This window comes from Amorphus sp. 3PC139-8 (genome assembly GCF_040750475.1).
In the GTDB taxonomy this organism is placed as follows: Bacteria; Pseudomonadota; Alphaproteobacteria; order Rhizobiales; family Amorphaceae; genus Amorphus.
In genome coordinates, this window is sequence record NZ_JABJVY010000003.1 from 60,269 (window position 1) to 75,054 (window position 14,786).

14 protein-coding genes are annotated in these 14,786 nt (G+C 63.6%); 6 read left to right on the plus strand and 8 right to left on the minus strand.

Annotated elements, in window-relative coordinates:
* Positions 1–121: 121 nt before the first annotated feature.
* From HNS03_RS04245 to HNS03_RS04255, 3 genes are all read right to left on the minus strand, one after another.
* The gene (locus HNS03_RS04245; RefSeq protein WP_367193360.1) at positions 122–1,174 is read right to left on the minus strand and encodes an aromatic/alkene monooxygenase hydroxylase subunit beta; all 1,053 of its coding nucleotides are present in this window, start codon (positions 1,172–1,174) and stop codon (positions 122–124) included.
* Positions 1,175–1,238: 64 nt separating this feature from the next.
* A complete protein-coding gene (locus tag HNS03_RS04250) occupies positions 1,239–2,324 on the minus strand; it encodes an NADH:ubiquinone reductase (Na(+)-transporting) subunit F (protein WP_367193362.1) in 1,086 nt (361 codons plus the stop codon).
* A 111-nt stretch (positions 2,325–2,435) separates the two neighbouring features.
* Positions 2,436–4,103 carry an aromatic/alkene/methane monooxygenase hydroxylase/oxygenase subunit alpha gene (locus tag HNS03_RS04255; protein WP_367193364.1) on the minus strand — a complete coding sequence of 556 codons (1,668 nt, stop codon included), beginning with the start codon at positions 4,101–4,103 and terminating at the stop codon, positions 2,436–2,438.
* A gap of 562 nt (positions 4,104–4,665) precedes the next feature.
* Between HNS03_RS04255 and HNS03_RS04260 the strand changes: the two genes are divergently transcribed.
* Positions 4,666–5,148, plus strand: a complete 483-nt coding sequence (locus tag HNS03_RS04260; protein WP_367193365.1) for a hypothetical protein — start codon at positions 4,666–4,668, stop codon at positions 5,146–5,148.
* A gap of 13 nt (positions 5,149–5,161) precedes the next feature.
* Here HNS03_RS04260 and HNS03_RS04265 read toward each other — a convergent pair whose 3' ends face one another.
* Positions 5,162–5,428 (minus strand): hypothetical protein, encoded by a 267-nt coding sequence (locus tag HNS03_RS04265; protein WP_367193367.1) that lies wholly within the window; start codon positions 5,426–5,428, stop codon positions 5,162–5,164.
* A gap of 62 nt (positions 5,429–5,490) precedes the next feature.
* Here HNS03_RS04265 and HNS03_RS04270 point away from each other — a divergent pair, with 62 nt between their 5' ends.
* From HNS03_RS04270 to HNS03_RS04280, 3 genes are all read left to right on the plus strand, one after another.
* Complete coding sequence (locus HNS03_RS04270; protein ID WP_367193369.1) at positions 5,491–5,796, plus strand: hypothetical protein; 306 nt, start codon at positions 5,491–5,493, stop codon at positions 5,794–5,796.
* 88 nt (positions 5,797–5,884) lie between these two features.
* Positions 5,885–7,003, plus strand: a complete 1,119-nt coding sequence (locus tag HNS03_RS04275; protein ID WP_367193370.1) for a WD40 repeat domain-containing protein — start codon at positions 5,885–5,887, stop codon at positions 7,001–7,003.
* A gap of 77 nt (positions 7,004–7,080) precedes the next feature.
* On the plus strand, positions 7,081–7,287 hold the full coding sequence (locus HNS03_RS04280; RefSeq protein WP_367193372.1) for a hypothetical protein: 207 nt from the start codon (positions 7,081–7,083) through the stop codon (positions 7,285–7,287).
* 93 nt (positions 7,288–7,380) lie between these two features.
* On the opposite strand, the gene HNS03_RS04285 is transcribed toward HNS03_RS04280, so the two are convergent.
* Entirely contained in the window at positions 7,381–7,776 is a 396-nt protein-coding gene (locus tag HNS03_RS04285) for a VOC family protein (RefSeq protein WP_367193374.1), read from the minus strand.
* 105 nt (positions 7,777–7,881) lie between these two features.
* Positions 7,882–8,211 carry a ribbon-helix-helix domain-containing protein gene (locus tag HNS03_RS04290; RefSeq protein WP_367193376.1) on the minus strand — a complete coding sequence of 110 codons (330 nt, stop codon included), beginning with the start codon at positions 8,209–8,211 and terminating at the stop codon, positions 7,882–7,884.
* A gap of 621 nt (positions 8,212–8,832) precedes the next feature.
* Here HNS03_RS04290 and HNS03_RS04295 point away from each other — a divergent pair.
* A complete protein-coding gene (locus HNS03_RS04295; RefSeq protein WP_367193377.1) occupies positions 8,833–9,354 on the plus strand; it encodes a hypothetical protein in 522 nt (173 codons plus the stop codon).
* Positions 9,355–9,499: 145 nt separating this feature from the next.
* Positions 9,500–11,611 (plus strand): sigma-54-dependent Fis family transcriptional regulator, encoded by a 2,112-nt coding sequence (locus HNS03_RS04300; RefSeq protein WP_367193379.1) that lies wholly within the window; start codon positions 9,500–9,502, stop codon positions 11,609–11,611.
* A gap of 100 nt (positions 11,612–11,711) precedes the next feature.
* On the opposite strand, the gene HNS03_RS04305 is transcribed toward HNS03_RS04300, so the two are convergent.
* Together HNS03_RS04305 and HNS03_RS04310 are read right to left on the minus strand one after the other, a co-directional pair.
* Positions 11,712–12,896, minus strand: a complete 1,185-nt coding sequence (locus HNS03_RS04305) for an MFS transporter (protein ID WP_367193380.1) — start codon at positions 12,894–12,896, stop codon at positions 11,712–11,714.
* Between the two features lie 105 nt (positions 12,897–13,001).
* On the minus strand, positions 13,002–14,768 hold the full coding sequence (locus HNS03_RS04310) for a thiamine pyrophosphate-binding protein (protein WP_367193381.1): 1,767 nt from the start codon (positions 14,766–14,768) through the stop codon (positions 13,002–13,004).
* Positions 14,769–14,786: the final 18 nt, after the last annotated feature.

The following is a 14,786-nucleotide window of genomic DNA, read 5'->3' on the forward strand; positions in this document are numbered from 1 at the left end:
TTGCTCCAGATATACTCGGACCGCAGTCCGCTCAGGCTCATGGGGGATCCGGATCCGGCACCGCGCCGCCACGGCATGTGGCGGCCGGGACAGAACCCGGACGACCGAGGCTGGTTGAGGTTCAGAGACCGAGCTCGGACACGATCTGTCCGAAGCGTTCGCGCGAAACGGCGCGCATATCCTCAAACGACACCGGCTTGGAATGAGGCATGGACCAGATCGGCTGCAGCCCCTGCGCCGCCTTCTCGGCGAGCGTGCGGTGCTTCATCAGCCAGCTTTCGAAGAGACCGCGATTGTGGTTGGAATAGGTCTCGTCGTTGGCGAGCAGGTACATGAGGTCGATGGTGTTGGCGAGATTGCGCTCGTAGTCCGCCTCAGCCGCCGAGATCACCGCCGGTGTCATGAAGTCACTGTTTGCGGCACCGACCTGCATGAGGAATCCGGAACGGAACAACTCGCCCACCAGCGGCTCGAACACGATGTTGATGGCAAAATACTGTTCCAGATAGTCGGCGCAGCCCATGATCGTCTCGACCGCTTCGCGAGTCCCTTGCCAGATCCCGTCCTCCAGCCAAGCCGTCTTGCCGCGGGTGTCGTCCCAGCCCTCGATGTCCATGCCGATTTCGGCAAGATAGAGGGTGATGTCCTGGGCGAGGCGCAGCTTGTACGACGAATTGGTCAGCGTCGCGTTGTTGATCATCTGCGTGTAGCCGTAGCGCTGGGCCTGCATCAGCGAGGTGCCCAGGCCGAACTCGGCGTGCTTCCAGGCGCCCAGATGCGTCTGCAGAAGCTTGATCCAGGCGCCGTCGAAGGCCCGAACCGCACCGGATTTCCGGCCGTTCGAGATGACGCTCTGCACCATCGTCTCGATCTTCGACTGACGCTGGTAGTGGGTGCGCTCCCATTCCTGATCCGGCGCGCGGAAAGCATGCCAGTTGGAGCTCTTCGCGGCGGTGCTGCCCTTGTCGTAGGCCCCTTTCGCGTCGGCGAACGAGATGATCCAGTCCTGGATCAGGTAGCGCTCCGGATCGGGCTGGACGTCGACCGTTACGTCCTCGTAGTGGGTGGCGCGCTTCCCGCGCGGCTGGAAATAGCGATATTTCCGGCTATCGGAGTCGGCGAAGATGGCCGCTCCGGCTGCGCCGGATCCGACCGAGCTCGACAAGACTGTCATGGTGTTCACTCCCTCTCATTCGCTTATTGCTTGGATGGTGGTTGGCTGGTGACGGTCCGCCGCTCTAGCGCGCGGCGGTGGAAACGAGCGCCGGCTCCTCCACCGACGCCGTCGACGTCGTGAAGCGGTCGAAGAACACCCGCTCCGCGTCGAAGCCGTTCATGAACAGGACGGGCTGCAGCGCATCGATCATCGGTGGCGGACCGCAGGCATAGACGTCGCCCTCTCCGTCCAGGTCGAGGTCCTTGAGAACGGCATCGACCCTTTCGTGGACGAAGCCGCGATCGCCGGACCAGTCGGCGTCGTCGTCGGCATGGGACAGCACCGGGATGAAGTGGACGCCGGGATGATCGGCAAGAAGCGCCTCGATCCGATCCAGATGGAACAGGTCGTCCTGCGTCCTGGCGCCGTAGAAGAAATAGACCGCGCGGTCTTCGCCACTCGCCAGATGGTCGTGAAGGATCGACCAGATCGGCGCCATGCCGGATCCCGCGCCAACCAGGATCACCGGTCCTTCCCGGTCCTCCCGCCGGAAGCAGGTTCCGTAGGGTCCGGTGACGGAGACGGCTGCTCCAGCCCGGATTCCGCCGGCGTCGAGTTCTCCGGAGAAGCGTCCTTCCGGGTATTTTTTGATGATGAAGGCGAGTTCTTCCGCTTGGTCCGGCGTATTTGCCATGGAGAACGAGCGCGTAATCGTCTCCCCTTTTTCCGTGGTGACCGTGATGTCGACATACTGCCCCGCCCAGAACTTCATCGGCGAGTCCAGTGCGATCCGGATCCCGCGGATGTCATGGGTCAGCCGATCGATCTGCGTGATCTCGCCTGAGAACGTCTTGACGGCAATCGACTTCGACAGAATCTCCTCGTCGTAGTTGAGGAGCTCGACCTCCATGTCGGAGTAGGCAATCGAGCGGCACAGCAGAATATGGCCGCTTTCCTTCTCCATATCGTTGAGCGCGAAGGTCGAATATTTGAGTAGATCGACTTCGCCGTCCAGAAGGATGCATTTGCAGGCCGAGCATTGGCCCTCTTTGCAGCCATGGGGCAACGAAATCCCCTGCCGGAACGCCGCGTTGAGTACCGTCTCGCCGTCTTCGACCTCGAATTCGACGTCGACCGGCTCCAGGCGCACGGTATGCGTTGTACTCATGAGCTTGGTCTCCCCAAAGCTCCGCCGTTCACGGACCAAACGGGTCCATGGCGGCGAACGATGTCCGTGGGACGGAGGCCGTCGGCCGGCCTCCGTCTTCGGGCTTGCGGGTTAGCGGCAGGGGTTGATCGTGAACCCGGCGCGGTACTCCGCGATGTGCTGCTCGCGGTCCTCCGGGCTCATCTCACGCAACAGCGTGAGCGGCGACTGGAGCGTGTACCCGCGCACATCGTCGAGGGTCCACATCTCTTTGTCGTCGAAGCGCAGGTGCGGCTGCGGCACCAGCGTCTTGCCGTCGGAACGCACGAAGTTGAGATCCTTGATGGCGTCGGCCAGATCCCAACCGTGATAGAGCGTCTCCCATTCGCGCTTGCCGCTGAAGCGGCCCATCGCCGGGGTCGGGCGCCCTTCGTACTCGTCGGCGAAGGCCTCCACCGCGGTCCAGCGATCGATCTCGTGGGCGAAGGTGTGCAGCTTGCCGTCGATCTCGTCGACCACCATGTCCTCGCGGATCAGGCACGGCACCAGGCAATTCCAGCACCGGTGCGGATAAACGTAGCCCGTATCCTCGTTGAACGTGATGATCTTCTGGCCCCGGTGGCTGAGCTTGTCATACCAGCGCCAGAACTCTCCGAACTGGGCATACCAGCCGGGATACTTGGCCTCGAACCACTCGAAGTCGCGATCGGTCTGGGCCTCGATGCGCCAGAAGTTGACCGGCCAGCCGACGGCGAAGAACTGCGCCACGTTGTGCACGTAGAACTTCTCGGTCAGCCGCTTCCAGGCTTCCTGGACGTCGTCGTGGTGGATCTTGATGCCGTATTTTTCCAGCGGCAGCATGTAGGTGCGGTAGTAGTCCTCGAAGATCCAGCGGTGCCACATCTCCGCGTAGGACTCCTTATCCTTGTCGCGGTTGGTCGTACCGTATTCGATGAACGTCCCGATCGCCGCATCCACGATGGCGTGGTTCTGCCAGAAGGCATAGCGCAGGTCGCGCTCCAGCAGCAGATGGTTCTCCGGCTCCTTGAGGGCGGCCATCAGCATGGAGTGACCGTTGCCGATGTGTCGGCTTTCGTCGGACTGCACCGACAGGAACACCGTCGGCAGGGCGTAGTCGCCGTTGCGGGCGGCTTCCGACGGCATCGCCACGAACAGCGTGTTGGTGAACGCCGTCTCCGCCACGACGGTGAGGTACATGCACGCGGCGGTCATGGTGTCGCCGGTGATGAAGCCCTCACCGAACTGCCGACCAATGGTGGTAGCGTAGCACTTGCCGAACGCCTCCTCCGTGATGTCGAAGCCGGCCGGATCGATATAGTTCTCCATGTACCACTTCTTCAGGTTCATCTGAATCGTGGAATGGCGGAACTCGTCGACCATCTGCATGGTGAAGCCGGTCCTGAGATCCTCCCCGGGCGCCAGCCGGGCCACCATCGCCATGGAGCGGGCGGCGGAAATCTCCGGGAACGGGATGATCGCCAGGAAGAGCTTCATCCACTCCACCCAGCGCGGCTCCACGTTGCGGAACATGTCCCCGCGCAGCGCGGCGTCCAGGGCGCCGTAGACGCGGTTGTCCTTTTCCTCCTGCATCGGGAAATAGGAGCGCAGCACCTGCTTCATCGGGTCGCGCGGCGCCTTGGAGATCTTGTAGTCGGTCGGAAACGTCATCGCTTCCTGGACGTAGCTGGGATTCCAGCCGAGATCGGAGATCTTCTTGGTCGCTTCGCCAACAGAGATGCCCCGCTGCGACGTGATCTTGTTGAGCGTCAAAGACGTCATATGCTTCTTCTCCCCTAAAAAGGTTCTGGGTCGCGAGCCGTCGCCCGCGAGAAGCGGCCTGCATGCCGCAAGTTTCGGAATTCCCGTCACCGGTCCGGCGGGCAACGACGCACCCGACCGCCCAAGCGCGGTAGTTCGACTACGGCAAAGGTGCTCAAGGAGAGGCCCGCATCCGACGCGCCCTGTCTCCTCCCGTCCCTTCGTTCTTGTGACGCCCCGTGAGAGCCCAAAGGCACCGGTCGACAACCGATGGGATTGGGCCACCGCCACGCGACGGCTTCTTCTTGACCCCAGCTATCGCAATCGCCGTGCCAACTTTTTAAGCCCTTGAAGAACAATAATAATTCAAATCAAAGGACAAAATCCCCCTGAACGGCACAGCAGATTCTGTAAAATTTTGAGACAAATAGAATTTACACCTGTAAAGAAATACAATTATTGCAGCGCAAAATTCGTATCACGAGTAACTAAATTTATTTTCTCGGTATTGTTGACATGATTTATTTCGTAACGTGAATCTATATAAAGAAGCAGCAGGCAGAAAGGACCGATGGCGAGCGCCATGACCAAGGGAAGCTCAGGCCCAGCCGGATCGTCCTGGCCGAAGGCAACCGCCGGCGACGATGTGACGGCCGACCTCGCCCGACTGATGGCGCGAGACCTGGTTTTCGTGATGCGCTTTCTCGGCGAGAGCCAGTACCGGCTTCAGCAGCACTTCCACGATTTCATCGCCGAGGAACTCGCGCGGCAGGGCTTCACTAAAGAGACCCATCCGCTCATCGGCGGCTTCGTGGAAACCCATGCGCTGGTGATGCGCGACTTCGTCTTCTCCGGCGTGGCGCTGACCCATCAGGTCCGCATCGACGAGATGGAGCGCCTGCTCGGCGACACCACGTCTGTTCTACGCGTGGACATCTGGGACCAGCTTCGCGGCCACATCGACATGGCCGAGCGACAGTTCAAAACCCAGGCGCCGGGTCTGGAGCGCCAGCTCGAAGCCTATCGTGCGCCCTCGCGAACCAACGATGAGGGAGAGCGATCGTGAGCGACCACCGGCTTCATTGCGGGAGTGAGTGGGGCGGAGTCCAATGCTGGAGGATGGACTCCGGATCCTCGCGCAACCGCTTGTGCGTCGCCGCCAGGATGCGCTCCCGCATCTCCGGCTCCAGCCCGGAGAGGGCATCCTGGGCACGCGCCGTGGCGACGCCGTCATCGGCTTCGATCGCCGCTTCGAAGCCGGCGGCTCGGGCGCCCGCCTCGCCGAGATGGTCACGGGCGACGTCGCACAGCGTCTTGAAAAAACGTGGGCCGGCTAGAAGCACCACATCACCTCTCTGTTCGCGACGAACGATATCCCTCTCTACTCCCAACGAAACAGGAGGCTCGAATGGACGCCGACCGTGAAGAGCCCAGCGAACTACTCGAGCGACGTCTGATGTTGGTCGCTTCCCTGTCGTCCGTCAATGCGGAAGCCTTGAAGGCGAACCAGAAGATCGGCGCGCTCCATATGGAAATACAAAGGGTAACGATCTTCGAGACGAACGAGGACGAGGGGACCGCCGGCGAAGTCTTCGAAGACGCGCAGGCAAAATTGGCTAAAGCCGAAGCAGAGCTGGCGAACTGCGAGGAGCGGATCGAAGCGCTGGAGGACGAAGTCGCGGACATCGATCGTCGCCTCGACGCGGCGGAATGATCGGAACCGGTCTCTATCAAGCCAGCAGCGCAGCTCTCTTCGACCGTGTCGATCGCACCGATGAGGCGCTGCTCCGGGAGGAACGAGAATGAACCAGCAACCCCGAGCGAACGTGACGCTCTACGACCTTCTCGCGCGCGAATGGGCGTGCGAGGCGGCGGTGAGCGACGCCTGCTTTTCTCATGACGGTTCGGTCACGGCCTTTTCGCTGGACGACGGCACCGTTGCGCTCGCCGTCACCGCCGACGAAGAGCCCCCGCAGGAGCGTATCCGGATGACGCCCTCTGTCGGCAAGGCAACGATCCGACCGCGCTCGGCTCCGCCCCGCCCTTTGATCAAGACCACCGTTTTGAGCGAGAGGCCAATGCCGATCGTCGCAACCCACGACGGGGTTTTTCTCGCCGGGACCAGCGCCGGAGAGGTCCGCGCCATCGATGCTGACGGCGCCGCCCACGAGACGCCCCTCGCCTTCGACGGGCCCGTCACCGCGCTCGATCATCGCGCGGACATCACCGCGGCAAGCGACGGAACCCGCATCCAGATCGCACGGGACGGACAAGCGCGGGAGCTCGAGGGCCTCGCCGGCGGCGCAGTCGGGTGTCTCGCGCTTTCCTCCGATGCAAGCCGCCTGGCGGTCGCGGAGGGGAACACCGTCCGCATCATCGACCTCTCCGACTCGCAGAAGACCTCCGTCGCGGCCGACTTTCCCGCCGCCGTCACCGGGATGGCCTGGTCGGGCGACGGACGCTGGATCGCCTGCCCGCTTGAGACCTCAGGCTTCGGATTGATCGAGGCCGAAACCGGGCGCTCCGCTTTGGTCGGCGGCTATCCCGGCCCCGTCGCCACAGCCGCCTTCAGCACGGCTGCGCACGCACTCGTTACCTCCGGCGCGTTCCGAATAACGGCGTGGTCGACGGCGGAACTCCCCTTCGACGATGCGAAGGCCGGCGTCTTGGAAACCGGGCGGCGCGGTCTCGTCGTTATCGACCGGATCGCAGTCCATCCGACCAAGAAGCTCGTCGCCGCCGCCTACGAGAACGGCCAGATCGTGATCGCCCAGATCGGCCACGGGGACGAGCTGGTGCTGCGCCCTTCCGGCGCGCCCGTCACCGCGCTGGCCTGGGCACCCGACGGCAAGCACCTGTCGATCGGCGACGGAGCCGGCAAGGCGGCGCTCAGCAGCTTTCCGCCCCAGATCTTCAAATAGGCACGGGACCAAAACGGCCCCTCCGACCGGCGGCGGCCATCGCCCATGCCGGTCTCTCCGGAAAGAAGGAAACGATCATGGCCGAAGCAAACGAAATCGGGCTGAGCGAGGAAGAGCAGAGCAAGGACGAGTTCTTCCGCCAGATCGCCGAGCTCGCCGAAGCGATGCTTGCCCGGCACGGGAAAGACTTCAGCATGGGCGCCTTCGTGCTGGCGGCCCGCTGGATCGCGGAAAACCGAATCACCGTGCCCGACCCCTCCAACGGGGCCAAATCCGGCGGGTAGGCCGGCGTCCTGCGACCTCAAAAAGCCGGCGCCTCCAAGAGAGACGCCGGCGATGGTCGGTGACCGACATAGAGCTTACACAGTCCGGCGAGGTCAGACGAACCGCCCGCCCCGCTGCAACACCTCGATCTTGTAGCCGTCCGGATCCTGAACGAAGAAAAAGCGCGCGAACGGCTTTCCGTCGCGCTCGAGCTGCGCCACGTTGCGCGGCGCAAGACCAAGATCGGTGAAGCGCGCATGCTCGCTGTCGACGTCGTCGACGACGACCGCGACATGGCCGTATCCATCGCCGAGGTCGTAGGGCTCGCTCCGGCCCTTGTTGACGGTTAGCTCGACTTCGAAGTCGGCTTCCCCGTTGCGCATGTAGATCAGCGTGAAATCGTCGAATTCGATGCGGTCCGCGACCGCGAGGCCGAACGCCTTCTCGTAGAAGTTCACGGACCGCGCCTCATCGAGCACGCGGAACATGGCATGGATCGCCTTCGCCACGATGCACCCCTCGCAAAAAAGTTTCAGTGTCCGAGGAGGTTAGCAAAGGCGGCCGCGCCAAGTGCATTAAGGGAATACCACCGCGCGAAAGAGCCGCAGCGCTCCCTATTCGGCAGCCTCCGCGGGCAGGATCGCCGCACGGTCCCGTTCGGTTTCGAACGCCAGCAAGGCGTCGCCGCGCCGGTCCAGAAACACCATGCAGATGCAGCGCAGATGCGAGGTGAAATTCGGCGCCTCCCCCCGGATCTCCAAGATCTCGGTGTGCAGCGTCGAAATGAACTTCGGCAGGCTCAACCCCTGCTCATCCGCGATGCGTTCCAAAACGGTCCAGAACACCCGCTCGAGGCGAATGCTCGTGCCCTGGCCGTTGAGGCGCATGGAGCGCGTTTCCAGAACGTAGCTATCGGGTGGCTGATCGGCAAAGATACGACACATGGACATTTCCCCTGAGCGCTCCGCCCTCAACACGACGAGGACGACAGCTCTTTGTTATCTTGGTGCGACAGCTCCCCTTTTCCCCCTTTAGGTCATGGACTAAAGCGGCACCCGACCCGCGCGCGGGATGGCGCGCAATTGGCACAGCGGCCGCCGTCCAAAGCGCCCGCAAGAGGTATCGCGTCCTCTCATCGGCATCAAAGCCAAAATCAAACGCCGCAATCCGGGTATTTTGTGACACGTCGATTGCTGCACTGCAGCTACGGCAAGATCACACCCGAAACGGGGGCGGCATAGCGAAAATCAGATCTGGAAAAATTCAATCGGGCAACCTGTCGCAACGGCATACTACCAAGCCGGGTGAGCTGTTGCTACGATGGTTAGTTAGATTAGGGGGAACCGGATCTGCGGCAGATGTCGCGCACCTGGAATGCGCGAGATTGTCGCCAAAAAGAAAGGGTAAACAAGGACTTGTGCCGGCGAAGATCGGCAGTGTCCAAGCCGCCGCAAAGCCTGCGTATTGGACAGCGCGTTCGCGCGCTTCGGCTCTACACCGGATCGTGATTGCCGCGAACGCATAAAAAAATCAGAAAAATTCCAAGGGGAGGAGTGGAAAGGTCGATGGTGGAGATCTTTTCGAAACGAAACGAACCCGGGCGCGACGAAGCGCGTTTCCGCAAAGTCGTGCAAGAAAACCGTTCGACCATCGTTCGGTTGGCCGACCAGTTGAGCCAGGGCGCTTATTCGGCGTCCAAACGACCGAAACCGGCGCCCCAGCCAGAGGGCCTCATCATCCATGTCGGCGCCGGCCCCGCCAAACCCGACATCGTCGACCCCCATGTGCGGGTCAGCCACAATTCGCGTGTGATCCTGATGGACCTCACCAGCGGACGCCAGCTCGAACATCTGGGCGAGCTCCGGCGTTTCGGCGATGCGCTCTGCTTCGTGCTTGCGACACGGGAAAACGGCTTCTTCAGCCCGCTCGACGACGACATCGTCGGCCGGCTCGCCGACCTCGACGGGATCTATATCGACACCGACTTTCCCGAAGAGCGGTTGTGCGCCACGCTGGTCGATCGGCTGCTCGACGATGCTGACGCAGCCGGCATGGCGGAAACCGAACCGGGCCAGATCCCGGACTGATCGGACACGCACCACGCACGCGCGCCCCTTAGCGAATCTTCCGCGCGACCTGGCCGAACCACTCGACGCTTCCAAACCGTCTTTGCGCCGCCCGCGATCTGGCAGGCCAGGACGAAGCCCAAGTTGGAACCAATCAATGGGACGAGTGTCCAGACCGACTGCAACATATCGCTCCGACAAAAAGCCCCAGGATGCGGCCACTTCCGACCTCGGCAACCTCTATTCCTATCTGCCGGACGAACGGATCTACGACTTTCGCAGCACCATGGACGCCTGGGAAAACTTCGTCGCCCGCGGCGAGACGAAGCCCGCCGGTCTGCCGGTTCGCCAATTGATTCAGGATTCCTGGTGCCGGAGCGCCGACGGCGGCATCGACGCCAACGGAACCGAGGCGCCGCTGTGTATCGACGACGGCGAGATCGAACGCCTGCAGATGGCCAACGTGGAGCTCCTGTCGGCCGCCCAGAGGCCGTTTGCCACCATCGGCCGCATGCTTGAAGGCTCCGGCGCCATGCTGGTCCTGGCGGACCGGGATGGCGTCATGATCGAAGCTGTCGGCGACCGCAAGGTGCTGACCGACGGCGAAGACATCAATCTGGTGATCGGCGGCAAATGGAACGAGGACGATGTCGGCACCAACGGCATCGGCACCGCGATCTGGGCCGGCCAGCCGGTCGTCGTTCATGCCGCGGAGCATTTCTGTGCCGGCATCAAGTCCTGGACCTGCGCCGGCGCTCCGGTCCGCGATCCGTTCGACGGCCGCATCATCGGCGTGGTCGACCTGTCCGGCCATCCGTCGATCTTCAAGCCGCACAACATCGCCCTTGTCATGGCGACCGCGCGGGAAATCGAGAAGGCGCTGGAAGGGCGGCAACGCGAAGAGCGCGCGAACCTGTTGGAGGCGTTCGTCAATCTCGCGCCGCGCTACCAAAGCGCCGACGGCCTTCTCATCCTCAACGAGCGCGGGCGCGTGATCTACCAAAACAACGTTCCGAAAAAGATCGCAGACGAGATTGCCTTCAACGCGTTCGATCTCGGCGACACGCTGCCCCGCTTCGACCACGACCGCGCCGAGGCCGCCTACTCGCTGATCGATGCGTCGTCGCAGGCGACCACGGACTTTCAAGTCAATCGGCTGACGCTGGCGGATGGACGCAGCGGGCTGGCGCTGGTGTTCCCGTCCACGGCATCGGGAACCAGCCCGCCACGCGGCGGCGGACGCCGGCAATCCGCCCGCTCAGGCCGTCTGGCAAGCCGGCCGGCAACATCCATCGTGGGCGAGAGCGAGGCCTTGCTCGAAGCGATCGACGTGGCCTTGAGCGTCGCCGCTGCGCCAACGACGACATCGCTTCTGATCGAAGGCGAGACCGGCGTCGGAAAGGAGCTGTTCGCACGTCTGGTGCACGACAGCGGACCGACGACGGCGGCCTCCTCGTTCGTCGCGCTCAACTGCGGCGCCGTCACGCGCGAGCTGTTCGGGAGCGAGCTTTTCGGACATGCCGGTGGCGCCTTTACCGGGGCAAGCCGCGACGGCAAACCCGGGGTTTTCGAGCAGGCCGATGGCGGCACCCTCAGCCTGGACGAAATAGGCGAAATGCCGCTGGAGGTGCAACCTTTCCTGCTGCGGGTGCTAGAGGAGCGCGCCGTACGGCGCATCGGCGAGGCCCGGAGCCGTCCCGTGGACACCCGGCTGATCGCCTCGACCAACCGGAACCTGCGCGAAGAAAGCGATGCCGGCCGCTTCCGGCTCGATCTCTATTATCGGCTCGCGACGGTGTCGATCCGGGTCCCGCCGCTGCGCGCCCGCGGCGAGGACGTTCTGCTTCTCATGGAGCATTTCAACCAGAAATGCGCCGAGGCGATGGGACGCGATCTTTTGCACTTCAGCGACGAAGCGGTCGAGCGACTGCTGGCCTATTCCTGGCCCGGCAATGTCCGCGAGCTGCGCAATCTGATCGACCGGCTCCATATCCTGGCGAAAACGTCCGTGGTCGGCTTGCAGGACCTGCCGTCAGAGATCACGGCGCCGGATCGTGAACCCGAGCAAGCCTCCGACGACCGGGACGCGGCCCTTCATGCCGATCCGGCAGCGGCCCGACCGCTCACCAGCTTCGCCGATGCGGAGAAAGAGGCACTGCGCGCCGCCCTTCATGCCGAAGGCGGCAATCTCAGCAGAGTGGCGCTGAGGCTCGGCATCTCCAGGCCGACGCTCTACCGCAAGATGGAGCAATACAACATCACCAAGAAATTCACCTGACACGAGCAACCGTTCGCGCGCCGAGCCGGGTGAGAGGCGCGGGAGGGTGAGACGCGTCACGGAGCGCGATACCGCCGGACCAAACCGTCGATCTTCCGCGTCAACTCCGTCGTCCGAGCGTCACTCCCGTCACAAACAAGGTCAGAAGCAGGATCAGCCCGCTCGTCCAGAAGGCGGTCGCCACACCGGAAAGCTCCGCAAGCAGTCCGACCATGATCGGCACCACCAGGGCGCCAAGCCGATTGGCCGTGGCGCGCATGCCCGCCGTCATTCCCTGCTGATCGGCATCCACATTCTGCGACAGCAAGGTGAGTGTTACCGGCATCCCGATCCCGATGCCGAAGCCGTATCCGATCATCGCCAGACCCAACGGCGCCAGCCCGCTGACGAACGGCACCGCGACCAGGCTCGCCGCTGACACCGCCACGCTCATCAAAAGCGCTCTGCGCGCCGTTCCGCAGATCCTCAGCCACTGGCTCGTTAAAAGCGACGACGGCGAGGCCACGAGGTTGCCGAGCGCGAACAGGGTTCCGATCACCGCGGGGGAAAAGCCGCGATCCTGGACCAAGAGAGGCATGAAGGATTCCACAATCGCCACGGCGCCGAGACGGACGAACGCACACGCCATCACGAAGGCGATCACGGGCTGCTTCAAGCTCGCGATTGCCTGGCGGTAAATGCCAAGGCGCGGCACGAAGTGGGCCGCCTTCAGTCGGGGCCGAACGATACCGGCGCGTTTCGACAGCGCGAGGCTACTGGCCAACAAACCCGCGCCCCAAAGCGCCAAGAACCCGTAGCCTCTGTCCGCCCCAAGCCAAGCCCAAACGCCGCCCAGCGCCAGCGGGCCGATCACCGCCCCCACGGAAGCGAAGAAGGAGAACCAGGCCGTTTTCTGCGCGTCGCCCCCTGCCGTGCGTGCAACGGCCGTCTGGGCGGCGATCCAGGCCATCGCACAAGCCAGGCCGAGAAAAATCTGGAGCACCAGAAACGGCACGTCCGACGGGAGCAAAGGATAGAGAAGCGGCAGCAGCGCGCATTGCAGCGAGAAGAAGATCAGGACGCGGCGCACCCCGACGATGTCCAGCAGCGAGCCGATGTGGATGGCGTAGACGAACGGAGAGGCGGACCGACAGCTTGCGGCCAATCCGATCAGCGCCGCCGACAGCCCCAAATGGCTCCCCCACATCGGGGTCGCCAAGGCGACCATGTGAACGAAGCCGAAGCTGAAGAAGGCCGAGAGATTGACCATGAGCAACGGCGAAGGGCGAAGCCGCGAGATCGACACTGACCGTCACTCCGAGACGAGCTCTCGCCCTGCCTTTCCCGCAGCGCGGAGAGCCGCGGGAACATTCCAGCCACACTCCGTGGCGCCTGGTACGGCGACCGGACCTCAGGTTTCATCGTTGGTCGCCGGCATCGCGCTGGCGTATCCGGCACGAACGCGTACGTCCAGCACGTAGAGCGCACCGTTTTCGACGGCTTCAACCGCCTTCGCCAACGCGCCCTGCAGCTCTGCCGTCTCTGTCACCGGCGCCGGCGACTGGGCACCGAAGGAGCGCGCGAGAGCCGAAATATCGACCGGCGGCTGATCCAGCCTCTGACCGATCCAGCGGTTCTCGACAGGCCGCCCCCGCGCAATCGCCATGTTCTCCTGATGGGTCTCGTCGTTGAAATAGGATTGGTTGTTGGACACGATCACGAGCAGCGGAATCCGATAGTGGGCCGCAGTCCATATCGCGCTCGCCCCCATGATGAAATCGCCATCGCCGAGCACGGCAATCGGAAGCCGTTTCAGCCCTTCCAGAGCAAGTGCGGCGCCGACCGCCAGGCCCGGCCCGGACCCGATCCCCGCGCCGCCATCACCGCCGAGATAGGAGAGCGGCTCGTCGAACGGAATGACTTCGGACGCCCAGCCGAGCGGGAAGCGAATATAGGTCGTCGTATGCCCGTGTGCCGCCACGGCCAGGCTTTTGGCGAGAAAGGCAAGATCCAGCGTGTCGCCCGCCGGGGACGCGGGCTCCGGAGACACGGTCGCCTCCGACCGCGCCGTGATGGCGAGCTCTTGGCACAGAAGCTCGACCGCCACGTCGGCCGCGCACGACAGGCGCACATCCGCCGGCGGCACCGCGAAGTGATCGTAATTCCAGCCATTGACCATGTGATCGTCGAGGGTGGCATTGACGATCTTCGGAAACGGCGCGCCCGACGGCAGAGACTGCCTGAGCGATCCCATGAGATCGATCCAATCGAGCGACAGCACCACGTCCGCCTCCGCAAGCACCGCCTTCTGATCTGCGGACAGGAATTGCGAGGCGCCGCCCACATGCAACGGATGCTGGTTCGGGAACGAGGCGCCGGTTTTCATGTCGGTAATGACGCGCGCGCCGAGCGCTTCCGCCAGCGCGATCTTGGCCGACCAGACCTCCGGACTGCGCGACGCCCTGCCGGCGAGGATGACGGGCTTGCTGGCGGAGGTGAGAAGGGCGGCCGCAGCCGCAACGTCCGTCGGAGACGCGACCGGTGCCGGCGCCGGCCGGAACTTCGAGACGTCGGGGATGGCCAACGGCGCGTCGAGTGCCCGCTCCTGGTCGGCCACGTCGAGACAGATATAGGCGGGGCCGTTCGGCGCGGCATGGATCAACTGCCAGGCGCGCAACACCGATTCCACGGCGGCGGCGGGAGAGGCCGGCTGGTCGTCCCATTTGACGTAGGGCCTGACGAGGGCGCCCTGGTCGCGCGAGGTGTGGATCCAATCGATCCAGGGACGTCGCTGCATTGCGTCGACCGGACCGGTCGCCCCGAGCATGAGGACGGGAACGCGGTCGCAATAGGCGTTGAAAATGGCCATCGAGGCGTGCATCAGCCCGACATTGCTGTGCAGCCCGGCAGCCATCGCCCGCCCAGCGACCTTGGCGTAACCGTGGGCGATCGCCACGGAATGCTCTTCGTGCAGACACACCAGCATCTGAGGTCGCTGATTGCCGAGGAAGTTGACGAGGCTGTCCTGGAGCCCGCGGTAGCTGGCCCCGGGCACCATGGCGATGTACTCGACATCGAGGTCGCGCAGCACCTCCGCGACCGCATCGCTTCCCCACCCCGCGGGATACTGGTTGCCCGAGACGGGACGTTCGATCTCGCTGCGGTCTGCCCCTGCCATACTTCCACCTGTCCTGTG

Bases quoted from the DNA above. Each gene is read 5' to 3' on its own strand.
- HNS03_RS04295 (WP_367193377.1), top strand. From the start codon at position 8,833: ATGGTGGAGATCTTTTCGAAACGAAACGAACCCGGGCGCGACGAAGCG.
- HNS03_RS04280 (WP_367193372.1), top strand. From the start codon at position 7,081: ATGGCCGAAGCAAACGAAATCGGGCTGAGCGAGGAAGAGCAGAGCAAG.
- HNS03_RS04255 (WP_367193364.1), bottom strand. From the start codon at position 4,103: ATGACGTCTTTGACGCTCAACAAGATCACGTCGCAGCGGGGCATCTCT.
- HNS03_RS04290 (WP_367193376.1), bottom strand. From the start codon at position 8,211: ATGTGTCGTATCTTTGCCGATCAGCCACCCGATAGCTACGTTCTGGAA.
- HNS03_RS04275 (WP_367193370.1), top strand. From the start codon at position 5,885: ATGAACCAGCAACCCCGAGCGAACGTGACGCTCTACGACCTTCTCGCG.
- HNS03_RS04245 (WP_367193360.1), bottom strand. From the start codon at position 1,174: ATGACAGTCTTGTCGAGCTCGGTCGGATCCGGCGCAGCCGGAGCGGCC.
- HNS03_RS04250 (WP_367193362.1), bottom strand. From the start codon at position 2,324: ATGAGTACAACGCATACCGTGCGCCTGGAGCCGGTCGACGTCGAATTC.
- HNS03_RS04310 (WP_367193381.1), bottom strand. From the start codon at position 14,768: ATGGCAGGGGCAGACCGCAGCGAGATCGAACGTCCCGTCTCGGGCAAC.
- HNS03_RS04260 (WP_367193365.1), top strand. From the start codon at position 4,666: ATGACCAAGGGAAGCTCAGGCCCAGCCGGATCGTCCTGGCCGAAGGCA.
- HNS03_RS04270 (WP_367193369.1), top strand. From the start codon at position 5,491: ATGGACGCCGACCGTGAAGAGCCCAGCGAACTACTCGAGCGACGTCTG.